This window comes from Mesorhizobium sp. M1E.F.Ca.ET.041.01.1.1, from assembly GCF_003997355.1.
Classification (GTDB): domain Bacteria; phylum Pseudomonadota; class Alphaproteobacteria; order Rhizobiales; family Rhizobiaceae; genus Mesorhizobium.
The window spans coordinates 1-10,977 of sequence record NZ_RZSL01000165.1 but is presented as its reverse complement, the minus strand read 5'-3'; the positions used below and the strand labels follow the sequence as shown (position 1 = coordinate 10,977).

Sequence of the window (10,977 nt, the reverse complement as noted above, 5' to 3'; positions counted from 1 at the left end):
CGCCGAGGCGCCGCTCGACTTCACCCGCCGCATCGCACCCTATGTGCGACATGTCCACCTGAAGGACTACCGCGTTCAGTTCACGGGCGAAGGATATCGGCTCGTGCGCTGCGCCATCGGCGACGGCGCCGTGCCCTTCAGCGACCTCGCGGCCCTGCTCGGCGACCTGCACGACGAACTCACCGCCGTGCTCGAGCCGGGCGCGCTCGAGGCGCGCCATGTGCGCTTTCTTCTCGACGACTGGTGGAACGGCTATCCGCCGAAAACCGCGCGCGAATTCGCCGCCTGCCTTGCCGCCGCGCAAAAGAATCGCCTGCCCGACGATGCCGATTTCCGCACTCCCTGGGAGCGCGGGGTCGACGGCGCCCTGGTTTCCTACGAGCTCGACATGATCCGGCGTAGCGCCGCCAACATGAAGGAGCTCGGCCTCATGACTCTGGAGAACCCCTCATGACAACTCGCGAACTCAGCGGCGTCACCGCCTTCGTCACCGGTTCCGGACGCGGCCTCGGCCACGTCATGGCCGACCGGCTGGCGGAACTCGGGGCGGACGTAGCAATCCACGACCTGGACTGGACCCAACCGGCGAAGTATGGCGAGTTCGCCGACCTCGGTGAATCGGCAAGGCACCTGGGACGACACGGCACCCGGGTCACCGCGGTCACCGGCAATATCGGCGACCGTGCCGCCGTTGCCGAGATGAAGCGCAAGATCGAGGCGGAACTCGGCGATGTGCATGTGCTCGTCAACTGCGCAGGCGGGGACATCGGCGCCAAGGGAACCAAGCCCAACCCCAACAACGCCCTCGACATCGATTACGAGGACATAAAGGTGCTCACCGAAAACAACCTGATCGGCACCATGCTGGTTTGCCAGGCCTTCGTGCCGCCGATGGTGAAGCGCGGGTCAGGTTCGGTGATCAATATCGCCTCGGCGGCCGCTCACCTCGGCTGCTCGCCGGAGGTCGTCTATTCGACGCTCAAGGCCGCTGTCGTCCACTATACCCGTTGCCTCGCCAAGGAACTGATCGACGAGGGCGTGCGGGTCAATGCAGTCAGCCCGGGGGCGACGAAAACCGCCCGGTTCCAGGCGACGCGCGTCGTCGATCCGGCCAGGATGGATTCGTCGAAGCGTTCCCTGAACCGCTATGCCGAGCCTGAAGAGATTGCCGAGGCTGTCGCCTTCCTCGCCGGATCGCGCGCCCGCTTCATCAACGGCCAGGTGATCCGCGTGGACGGCGGCTTCACGATCTTTCCGGGGTGATGCACGTGACGATGAGGGAAACTGCCATCAAGCGCTTCGACCTTTCCGGCCGGCTCGCCCTGGTAACCGGATCCTCGAAGGGGATAGGTTTCGCGATCGCCCGCGGCCTGGCCGAAGCAGGCGCGGAGCTGGTGCTCAACGCGCGCAACGAAAGCGTGCTGGAGGAGGCGCGGGCAAGGCTCGCCGCCGAAGGCCATAAGGTTCACGCTCGCGCCTTCGACGTGACCGACGCGGCCGCCGTGGCGGCAGCGGTCGATGCCATCGAGAGCGAAATCGGTCCGATCGAGATCCTCTTCAACAATGCCGGCACGCAGTTTCGCGCGCCGCTCGAGGAATTTCCGCTGGATGCCTGGGAAAGGCTCAAGGCGACCAATATCGACAGCGTGTTCCATGTCGGCCAGGCTGTGGCACGCCGCATGATCCCGCGCGGACACGGCAAAATCGTCAACATAGCCTCCGTGCAGAGCGAGCTGGCACGCACGAGCATCGCACCCTATACGGCGACCAAGGGTGCCGTGAAGATGCTGACCAAGGGCATGGCGACCGACTGGGCGCGATATGGCCTGCAGGTCAATGCGATCGGTCCAGGCTATTTCAACACCGAACTCAATGCCGCCCTGGTCGCCGACGCCGACTTCACCGCCTGGCTGGAGAAACGCACGCCTGCCGGCCGCTGGGCAGAGGTCGAGGAACTGATCGGGGCGGCGGTCTTCCTGGCATCGGATGCATCAAGCTTTGTCAACGGCCACGTCCTCTATGTCGACGGCGGCATCACGGCATCGCTGTGACGGGACGAGCGTAGAAGCTCTTCCTTGACAATCGGCGGGGACCGTTCCAGCATCATTGCAAGGGGTTCCCCGCGACGACCCCGTGAGGCGTCAGCCCAACGATCGCGTCCAAACTCTCTTCGTTCAGGAGGTGGACGCCATGCCATCAACCACCGCAATAACTGTCCCGCAACTTGCCCGTCTGGTCGGGGTGCCGGATGCGCCTGTTCTCATCGACGTGCGCATCGATGACGATTACCAGGCCGATCCACGCCTGCTGCCGGCATCCCGCCGGCGCGATTTCAGAACCGTCTCGACCTGGGCTGCCGAGTTCTCCGGAGCAAAAGCCGTCGTCATCTGCCAGAAGGGGCAGAAGCTGTCGCAAGGCGTCGCCGCGTGGCTGCGCCACGAAGGCATTCCTGCGGAATCGCTCGAAGGCGGCTTCGAGGCCTGGGCCGCCGGCAATGCCCCTTTGGTCACGTCCAGCGCCATCCCGCCCCGTAACGAGAAGGGCCGCACCGTATGGGTCACCCGTTCCCGCCCGAAGGTCGACCGCATCGCCTGTCCGTGGCTGATCCGCCGCTTCGTCGATCCCGATGCCGTCTTCCTGTTCGTCGACCCGGCCGAGGTGCATTTGGTGGCCGACCGCTTCGCCGCGGTTCCCTTCGACATCGAGGGCGTGTTCTGGAGCCACCGCGGCGAGCGCTGCACCTTCGACACGATGATCGAGGAATTCGGCCTGCGCATCGAAGCGCTCGATCGTCTGGCGCTCGTCGTGCGCGGGGCGGACACGGCGCGTCTCGATCTCGTCCCGCAGGCGGCCGGATTCCTCGCCGCCTCGCTCGGCCTGTCGCGCATGTTCCGCGACGACTTGGAGCAACTCGAAGCCAGCATGCTGCTCTACGATGCCTTCTTCCGCTGGTGCCGCGACGCCACCGATGAGACGCATAACTGGCCGGCCGGAGGCAAGGCACAATGACCGTGCTTGCCAAGGACGGCGCTGCGCGGCCGGCCGAAGTCCCGGCCGCGCCGACCTTCCGCGAGGCGACGCGGCTGTGGGCCAAGATCGGCCTGCTCTCCTTCGGCGGGCCGGCCGGGCAGATCGCAATGATGCACAAGGAGCTGGTCGAGGAGCGCCGCTGGATCGGCGAGGAACGCTTCCTGCACGCGCTCAACTACTGCATGCTCTTGCCGGGCCCCGAGGCGCAGCAGCTCGCCGTCTATATCGGCTGGCTGCTGCACCGGACAGCGGGCGGCCTCGTCGCCGGCACATTGTTCGTATTGCCAGGCGCGCTGGTCATGCTCGGCCTGAGCAGCTTCTACATGCTCTACAACGACGCGCCGGTCATCGAGGCGCTGTTCTTCGGCGTCAAGGCGGCGGTGCTTGCCGTCGTCGTCGAGGCGGTGATCCGCATCGGCAAACGAGCGCTGAAGAACCGCGCCATGGTGGCCATCGCGGTGGCGGCCTTCCTCGCCATCTATGTCCTCAAGCTGCCGTTTCCGCTGATCGTGCTTGCGGCAGGACTGATCGGCTGGATCGGCAATCGCTTCGCGCCAGGGCTGTTTTCCGGCTCGGCGCACGGCAAGGGCAGCACCGTCGCCGACAGAAGCGGCGTGGTCGACCTGATGTTCGAGCGCGGCGAGCTTGGCCACACCGTGCCGACCAAATGGCACGCGGCCCGCACCATCGCCATCTGGCTGCCGCTCTGGCTCGGACCGGTGGCGCTGATCGCCGTGCTGGCGGGACCGGGAAGCGTGTGGACGCAGATCGGCGGCTTCTTCAGCCTGATGGCCGTCGTCACCTTCGGCGGCGCCTATGCGGTTCTCGCCTATGTCGCTCAGGCGGCGGTGACTTCGTTCGGCTGGCTTTCGCCCGGGCAGATGGTCGACGGGCTCGGCCTTGCCGAAACGACGCCCGGACCGCTGATCCTGGTGCTGCAATTCGTCGGCTTCGCCGCCGCCTACCGCCATGCCGGCGCGATCAACCCGTTGCTTGCGGGGTCGCTCGGGGCGGTGCTGACGCTCTGGGCCACCTTCACGCCCTGCTTCTTCTGGATATTCCTCGGCGGGCCCTACATCGAACAGTTGCGGCAGAACAAGGCGCTGTCGGCGGCGCTCGGCGCGATCACGGCGGCCGTCGTCGGCGTCATCATGAACCTCGCGCTGTGGTTCGCGCTGCATGTCGTCTTCGGCAAGGTCGAGAGTGTCGGTTGGGGCGTGGAGGTCCCGGTCTACTCCTCGCTCGATTGGCGCGCGGCGCTGCTGTCGGCGGCTGCGATGGTCGCCATGCTCAGGCTGAAAGCCGGCATGCTGCCGACGCTGGCCGGATCGGCGCTGGCAGGACTGGCTCTGCAGGCATTGTGAAAAATCTTTCCGACCGCAGCCAAGCGTGATCGATCTGCTTGTTTACAACTAACATGTCAGCATGATACGGCTACTTGCAGATTGATGAATTTGGAGACTTTGCAGTGGCGTCGCGCTTTGGTCTGTCGGTTGCCCTCACTACGCCCTTCGACGCATCCGGGCGGATTGTCATCCCGCTGATGACCGCGCATGCCAGAGCCTGTCTCGATGCCGGCTGCAACAGCGTGACGCTGTTCGGCACCACGGGCGAAGGCGCTTCCGTCGGCACGGCGGAGCGGCAGGCGGTCATCGATGCCATGCTTGCGTCAGGTATCTCGGCCGATCAGCTCGTCGCCGGCGTGCTCGTCGACGCGGCGGAAGATGCTGCGGAGCAGTGCCGTCAGGCCCTGCAACGCGGCGCCCGCAACATCCTTCTCGCGCCGCCGAGCTACTTCAAGAATGTCGGCGACGATGGGTTGTTCGGCTGGTTTGCGGCCGTGTTCGCCGCGCTCGGTCCGCTTGCCCGCGGCATGCTGCTCTACAACATCCCCTCGGTCACGACGGTGCAGCTCTCGCTCGACCTGATCGGCCGGCTGCGCAGGGCGTATCCGGGCGTGGTCGCCGGGGTCAAGGATTCGGGCGGAGACTGGGCGTACAGCGAAGCGGTGCTCAAGACGCATGGCGACCTGATCATCCTGATCGGCGACGAACGGCATCTGGCGCCGGCGGTGCGGATCGGCGGCCAGGGCGCGATTTCCGGCATGGCCAATTTCGCCGCGGGCGAGCTTCGCGCCATGATCGAAAGCGGGCGCGACGATTCCCGTGTGGAGGGCTTCGTCCTCGAATTGCTCAGGCATCCGGTCATCCCGGCGGTGAAGGCCATGGTGGCGCGCCAGACAGGCGACGAACGCTGGCTGACGGTCCGGCCGCCGCTCGAGGAGGTGGCATTGCAGCAGCGACAGCAGCTTGGTGCCGCCTACGACAGGCTATTTTCGACACAAGCGGCATGAGCGGCGGAGGACGCTGATCGGCATGGACGACACGAGCGAACCGGCAACTCTGAGGGAAAAGGCCTATGCCAGCTTCACGCGGCATCTGCTGGCCCGCGACCTTAGGCCGGGCCAGTTCGTGTCGCAGCGCGAGCTGGTTGCCTTTACCGGCCTGCCGCTTGGCGCCATCCGCGAGATCGTGCCGCGGCTCGAGGCCGAGGGGCTGCTGACCACGATCCCGCAGCGCGGCATGCAGATCGCCCATATCGACATCAGCCTGATCCGCGAGGCCTTCCAGTTCCGCCTGTTCATGGAGCGCGAGGCGGTCGCGCTGTTTGCCGTCAACGCTTCCGATGCCGAGATCGCGCGTCTCAGGCGCGAGCACGAGGACATGCTCGCCCAGGCGCTGGCGCAGACCCCGACGCCGGAAATGGAAGCCAAGGCACAGAACATCGATTGGGCCATGCATGACACCTTCATCAGCGCGCTCGGCAACGAAATCATCGCCAAGGCCTATCTGGTCAATTCGGTGAAGATCAGGCTCATCCACCAGGAGCGCTTCCGCATCGACGGTCGCGTCGTGCCGGTCATGCGCGAACATCTGGCGGTGATCGATGCGCTGGAGAAACGCGATCCGCAGAAGGCGGTCGAGGCGATCAGCCAGCATATCGACAATGCGCGCCGGCTGGCGCTCCAGATTTGAGGAAGCAGGACCGTGCCGCAATCGTCGCGGCGCAATCGACAACGACAGCAACCGGGAGGAAGAAATGTCGTCCAATCCGTTCAGTCCAACCAGGAGGCAGCTGCTCCAGGGAACTGCGGCACTCGCCGCGGCCGGTCTCGCCGGTCTTCGGCCTAGCTTCGCCGCGGGCGTCGACTGGAAGCGCTTTGCCGGCACGACACTCGACGTCAATCTGGTAAAGAGCCCGCGCAGCGACACCATCCTGAAGAACCTTGCCGAGTTCGAGGAACTGACCGGCATCAAGGTCAATGCGGAGGCGACGCCCGAACAGCAGCAGCGCCAGAAGACGGTGATCGAGCTCAGCTCCGGCAAGCCCAGCTTCGACGTCGTGCATCTGAGCTACCATGTGCAGAAGCGGCAGTTCGAGAAGGGCGGCTGGCTGGCCGACATTTCCGGCTACCTTGCCGATCCAGGCCTCACCGATCCTGGACTGGTCGAAAGCGACTTCGCCGAGGCCGGCCTGCAGTTCGCCAAGGACGACAAGGGCGTGCTGCGCTCGCTGCCGTTCTCGGTCGACTACTGGATCCTCTACTGGAACAAGGAGCTGTTCGACGCCAAGGGGCTGAAATATCCCGAGAGCTTCGAGCAACTGGTGGCCGCCGCCGAAGCGCTGACCGACCCCTCAAGCAACACGTTCGGCTTCGTCGCCCGCGGCCTCAAGAACGCCAATACCCCGGTGTGGACGTCGCTGATGCTCGGCTACGACATGACGCCGCTCGGCAGCGACGGCAAGCTGCGCACGACGTCGCCGGAAGCGGTCGAGGCCGCCAGCCTCTACCAGCGGCTGATGACCAAGGCGGCACCTCCCGGCGTCACCGGCTTCAACTGGGCCGAGGCGCAATCCGCATTCCTGCAAGGCAAGATCGGCATGTGGTTCGACGGCGTGGGCTTTGCGCCGCCGATGGAAAATCCGGAAAAATCGCGGGTGGTCGGCAAGGTCGGTTACGGCGTCATGCCAAAGGGACCGAAAGCGCATGCCTCGGGTACGTTCGGCGACGGCATCGGCGTGACCTCCGCCAGCACGAAGAAGGAAGCGGCTTATCTATTCTGCCAGTGGGCGGTATCGCCGGCCATGGGCGCGCGCCTGCTGCAGGCCGGCGCCGGCGTGCCGTTCCGCAAATCCGTGCTGGAGGATCCAAAGGTGCGCGCAGGCGTCACCATGCCACCGAGCTGGCTCGATGCCGTGGTCGGTTCCGGCAACATCAGCCGGCTGGCGCTGCCGGTCATCATCCCGGTCACCGAGTTCCGCGATATCTATGGCGTGGCGCTGACCAACATGATTGCCGGCGCCGATCCCGCCGCCGAGCTGAAGAAGGCCACCGAGCAGTTCCAGCCGGTTCTCGACAGGAGCGAGCAAGGCTGATGTCCGCCATCGCCCCAGAACGCGCGGGGGCGACGACGCAAGCCATCGAGGAGAGCCAGCCGGTCCGGCTGGCTCCCAACTACTGGCCTTTCGTCGTCCCCGCGCTCGTCGTCGTCGGCGCGGTGATCGTCTTTCCGTGGGCCTTCACGCTGTGGATGAGCGTCAACAGCTGGACGCTCGGCCAGTCGCGAAGCTTTGCCGGGATGGAAAACTATCTGCGCCTGGCGAGCGATCCGCGCTTCTGGGAATCGCTCTGGCATACCTTGACCTACACGTTCCTGTCGGTCGTCGCGCCGATGTTCTTCGGCACTGTCGCCGCCCTCATCTTCGACGCCAGGTTTGCCTTGCGCGGCCTGCTGCGCGGCATCTTCGTGATGCCGATGATGGCCACACCCGTTGCCGTGGCATTGGTCTGGACGATGATGTTCCATCCGCAGCTCGGCGTGCTCAACTATCTCTTGTCGCTGGTCGGCATTCCGGCGCAAGAGTGGATATTCAACGCCAACACGGTCATCCCTTCGCTGGTCGCGGTCGAGACCTGGCAGTGGACGCCGCTGGTGATGCTGATTGTGCTGGGCGGGCTGGCTTCCGTGCCGCGCGAGCCGTTCGAGAGCGCCGAGATCGACGGCGCCAATGCCTGGCAGCAGTTCCGCTATCTCACCTTGCCGATGATCGCGCCGTTCCTGATGATCGCGGTCATCATCCGCACGATCGATGCGCTGAAGAGCTTCGACATCATCTACGCGATGACCCAGGGCGGGCCGGGCACGGCCTCGGAGACGATCAACATCTATCTCTACAACACCGCCTTCTCTTACTACGACATGGGCTATGGCTCAGCCATGGCCGTCGTCTTCTTCATCGTCATCGTGGCGCTGTCCTTCATCCTTTTGATGCTGCGCCAGCGTTCGCAATGGATCGACGCGGAGGGCAAATAAATGAGCTCGCGGCTTCTCAACAAGCTGGGCCTGTTCTTCGCGGCGCTGGTGCTGGTCTCGCCGGCCATCCTGTTCTTCCTCTGGATGATCTCGTTGTCGCTGAAGTTCGAGATCGACAACGGCGCCTATCCGCCGATCCTGATCCCCGAGCGCTTCGCCTGGTCGAACTATGCGAAGGTGTTCGAGGAGAACAATTTCCTGCTCTATATGTGGAATTCGGTGCTGGTGACCGGCACGGCGACGCTGCTGGCGCTGCTGATCGGCGTGCCAGCCGGGTATGGCATCGCCAGGCTCAAGGCGGAACGCTCGGCGGTCGTGATCATGATCGCCCGCATGACGCCGGGGCTCTCCTACCTCATCCCGCTCTTCCTCTTGTTCCAATGGTTGGGCATCCTCGGCACGCTCTGGCCGCAGATCATCATCCATCTGGTGGTGACGGTGCCGATCGTGGTCTGGGTCATGATCGGCTATTTCGAGACGACGCCGATGGAGCTGGAGGAGGCGGCCAACATCGACGGCGCCACCTCCTGGCAGGTGTTCCAGCTGGTGGCGCTGCCGATCGCCAAGCCCGGCATCGTCGTCGCCTTCATCCTGTCGATCATCTTCTCGTGGAACAACTTCGTCTTCGGCGTGGTGCTCGCCAGCCGCGAGACACGGACGTTGCCGGTCGCCGTCTACAACATGCTGTCCTACGAGCAGGTGAGCTGGGGGCCGCTCGCCGCCGCCGCGCTCGTGGTCACGCTGCCGGTGCTCGTGCTCACCATGTTCGCGCAACGGCAGATCGTCGCGGGATTGACCGCCGGTGCGGTCAAGGGCGGCTGAGCGCCTGATCCGCCGTCACTTTCTTTGGAGACACGCAATGGCATCGGTAAGCATCAACAATGTGCAGAAGGCTTTCGGCAGCGCAAAGATCATCCACGACGTCAGCGTCGATATCGCGGATGGCGAGTTCGTCATCCTGGTTGGGCCGTCCGGCTGCGGAAAGTCGACGCTGCTGCGCATGATCGCGGGGCTTGAAACGATATCGGGCGGCAAGATCGCCATTGGCGAGCGCACCGTGAACAACCTCAGGGCGCGGGACCGCAACATCGCCATGGTGTTCCAGAACTACGCGCTCTACCCGCATATGACGGTGGCCGACAATATGGGCTTCGCGCTCAGGATCAAGAAGGCCGATCCGGCCGATACCGCGAGCCGGGTCAAGCGGGCAGCGAGCATTCTCGGTCTCGAAAAGCTGCTCGACCGCTATCCGCGCCAGCTCTCCGGCGGTCAGCGCCAGCGCGTTGCCATGGGCCGCGCCATCGTGCGCGATCCGCAGGTGTTCCTGTTCGACGAGCCGCTCAGCAACCTCGACGCCAAACTGCGCGTCCAGATGCGCGGCGAGATCAAGGCGCTGCATCAGCGGCTCGGCACCACCACGATCTATGTCACGCACGACCAGATCGAGGCCATGACCATGGCCGACAAGATCGTGGTGCTGCATGATGGCCTTGTCGAGCAGATCGGCGCGCCGCTCGATCTCTACGACCGCCCGGCCAATCTGTTCGTCGCCGGCTTCATCGGCTCGCCCGCCATGAACTTCATCCACGGCCACATCGAGGAGGGCATCTTCCGCAGCGCCGGCGGGCTGACGCTGCCGCTGCCGGAAAGCATCCAGCCGAGCGAGGCTGCGGGCAGGGAATTGGTCTACGGCATCCGTCCCGAACACATCCGGGCGACCGGTCAAGGCGTCCCCGGCACCGTCACCCTCATGGAGGCGACCGGCTCGGAAATCTTCGCCACGGTGGACTGTGGCGGCGAAGCGATCTCCTGCCTGTTCCGCGAGCGGCTGGCGTTGAAGCAAGGCGAGGGTGTGCGGATCGAGGTCGACCGCGCCTTAGCGCATCTGTTCGACGCCAAGACCGGTCGGCGCATCTGATCGCTGCAATCCTCACGAGCGTCGAGTGACAATCGATCACGTCAGCGTGATCGAAAAAGACTGATCATTCGGGAATAACCCGCCGGTTCCATCGGTCTTCTGGACATACGCCGCTCATGGCGTTGCGGGAGACCGACATGACCCATCGCGACAACGCGAACGGCGGGAGGCGGGGCATAGGCCGGCGCCGGCCCCTGGAGCGGCTGAGCTGGACCAAAGTGCTTTTGGCATCGCCGTCCTGCCAGCGGGCCTGACCTGGTGATGCGCCGTTCCGTTCCGAGGCGCTTGACTCCGGTGACACCTATGCCTTCACCTCCACCAAAGCAGGGATCTTCGCCTGCAAGAGCGATCTTCACCCGCACGAGCAGGGACAGACCGCCGCCACCCGCTGAAGGTGGCTGCAGACCCCCGGCCGGAGCGCCCGACGGTGGAACGGTGTTGAGCGAAAGAATGCTGGCCGCGCGTTTTGCCGAAGTGGTGCTGCCGCATCTCGGCGACGCGCTGTCGCTCGCCCGCTGGCTGACCGGGAATGCAGCGGACGCCGAGGATGTGGTGCAGGAAGCTTGCCTCAAGGCGCATGCCGGCATCGCCGGCTTTGCCGGCGGCAATCCGCGCGCCTGGCTGCTCACCATCGTGCGCAACGCCTCCTACACC

11 protein-coding genes and 1 pseudogene are annotated in these 10,977 nt (G+C 65.0%); all 12 read left to right on the top strand.

Translation table 11 applies throughout. The annotated features are described in order from the left end of the window. Positions 1 to 454 (top strand): annotated as a pseudogene (locus tag EOA38_RS15795) (sugar phosphate isomerase/epimerase); the annotation flags it as partial. Further along, the gene (locus tag EOA38_RS15790) at positions 451 to 1,263 is read left to right on the top strand and encodes an SDR family oxidoreductase (protein WP_126091611.1); all 813 of its coding nucleotides are present in this window, start codon (positions 451 to 453) and stop codon (positions 1,261 to 1,263) included. The pseudogene EOA38_RS15795 and the gene EOA38_RS15790, both read left to right, overlap by 4 nt. Positions 1,264 to 1,274: 11 nt before the next feature. Beyond that, positions 1,275 to 2,051 carry an SDR family oxidoreductase gene (locus tag EOA38_RS15785; protein WP_126095718.1) on the top strand — a complete coding sequence of 259 codons (777 nt, stop codon included), beginning with the start codon at positions 1,275 to 1,277 and terminating at the stop codon, positions 2,049 to 2,051. Positions 2,052 to 2,190: 139 nt separating this feature from the next. Continuing rightward, positions 2,191 to 3,009 (top strand): sulfurtransferase/chromate resistance protein, encoded by an 819-nt coding sequence (locus EOA38_RS15780; RefSeq protein WP_126091612.1) that lies wholly within the window; start codon positions 2,191 to 2,193, stop codon positions 3,007 to 3,009. Then, positions 3,006 to 4,394, top strand: coding sequence for a chromate efflux transporter (gene chrA / locus EOA38_RS15775; RefSeq protein ID WP_126091613.1), 1,389 nt, complete (start codon positions 3,006 to 3,008; stop codon positions 4,392 to 4,394). Before EOA38_RS15780 ends, chrA begins: the two co-directional genes overlap by 4 nt. Positions 4,395 to 4,498: 104 nt before the next feature. Next, the gene (locus EOA38_RS15770; protein ID WP_126091614.1) at positions 4,499 to 5,383 is read left to right on the top strand and encodes a dihydrodipicolinate synthase family protein; all 885 of its coding nucleotides are present in this window, start codon (positions 4,499 to 4,501) and stop codon (positions 5,381 to 5,383) included. A gap of 22 nt (positions 5,384 to 5,405) precedes the next feature. Next, on the top strand, positions 5,406 to 6,065 hold the full coding sequence (locus EOA38_RS15765) for a GntR family transcriptional regulator (protein WP_040973628.1): 660 nt from the start codon (positions 5,406 to 5,408) through the stop codon (positions 6,063 to 6,065). A 64-nt stretch (positions 6,066 to 6,129) separates the two neighbouring features. Next, positions 6,130 to 7,467 (top strand): sugar ABC transporter substrate-binding protein, encoded by a 1,338-nt coding sequence (locus EOA38_RS15760; protein WP_126091615.1) that lies wholly within the window; start codon positions 6,130 to 6,132, stop codon positions 7,465 to 7,467. After that, positions 7,467 to 8,405, top strand: a complete 939-nt coding sequence (locus EOA38_RS15755; RefSeq protein ID WP_126091616.1) for a sugar ABC transporter permease — start codon at positions 7,467 to 7,469, stop codon at positions 8,403 to 8,405. Before EOA38_RS15760 ends, EOA38_RS15755 begins: the two co-directional genes overlap by 1 nt. Continuing rightward, positions 8,406 to 9,227 (top strand): carbohydrate ABC transporter permease, encoded by an 822-nt coding sequence (locus tag EOA38_RS15750; RefSeq protein ID WP_126091617.1) that lies wholly within the window; start codon positions 8,406 to 8,408, stop codon positions 9,225 to 9,227. It begins immediately after the preceding gene. A gap of 37 nt (positions 9,228 to 9,264) precedes the next feature. After that, positions 9,265 to 10,323 carry a sn-glycerol-3-phosphate ABC transporter ATP-binding protein UgpC gene (gene ugpC / locus EOA38_RS15745; RefSeq protein WP_126091618.1) on the top strand — a complete coding sequence of 353 codons (1,059 nt, stop codon included), beginning with the start codon at positions 9,265 to 9,267 and terminating at the stop codon, positions 10,321 to 10,323. Between the two features lie 450 nt (positions 10,324 to 10,773). Continuing rightward, on the top strand, positions 10,774 to 10,977 hold a 204-nt coding region (locus tag EOA38_RS15740; RefSeq protein WP_281060102.1), incomplete at its 3' end, for a sigma factor.

Excerpts from the sequence above, each read along its gene's own strand:
- EOA38_RS15790 (WP_126091611.1), top strand. The coding sequence starts at position 451 with ATGACAACTCGCGAACTCAGCGGCGTCACCGCCTTCGTCACCGGTTCC.
- EOA38_RS15785 (WP_126095718.1), top strand. The coding sequence starts at position 1,275 with ATGAGGGAAACTGCCATCAAGCGCTTCGACCTTTCCGGCCGGCTCGCC.
- EOA38_RS15780 (WP_126091612.1), top strand. The coding sequence starts at position 2,191 with ATGCCATCAACCACCGCAATAACTGTCCCGCAACTTGCCCGTCTGGTC.
- chrA (WP_126091613.1), top strand. The coding sequence starts at position 3,006 with ATGACCGTGCTTGCCAAGGACGGCGCTGCGCGGCCGGCCGAAGTCCCG.
- EOA38_RS15765 (WP_040973628.1), top strand. The coding sequence starts at position 5,406 with ATGGACGACACGAGCGAACCGGCAACTCTGAGGGAAAAGGCCTATGCC.
- EOA38_RS15760 (WP_126091615.1), top strand. The coding sequence starts at position 6,130 with ATGTCGTCCAATCCGTTCAGTCCAACCAGGAGGCAGCTGCTCCAGGGA.
- EOA38_RS15755 (WP_126091616.1), top strand. The coding sequence starts at position 7,467 with ATGTCCGCCATCGCCCCAGAACGCGCGGGGGCGACGACGCAAGCCATC.
- EOA38_RS15750 (WP_126091617.1), top strand. The coding sequence starts at position 8,406 with ATGAGCTCGCGGCTTCTCAACAAGCTGGGCCTGTTCTTCGCGGCGCTG.
- ugpC (WP_126091618.1), top strand. The coding sequence starts at position 9,265 with ATGGCATCGGTAAGCATCAACAATGTGCAGAAGGCTTTCGGCAGCGCA.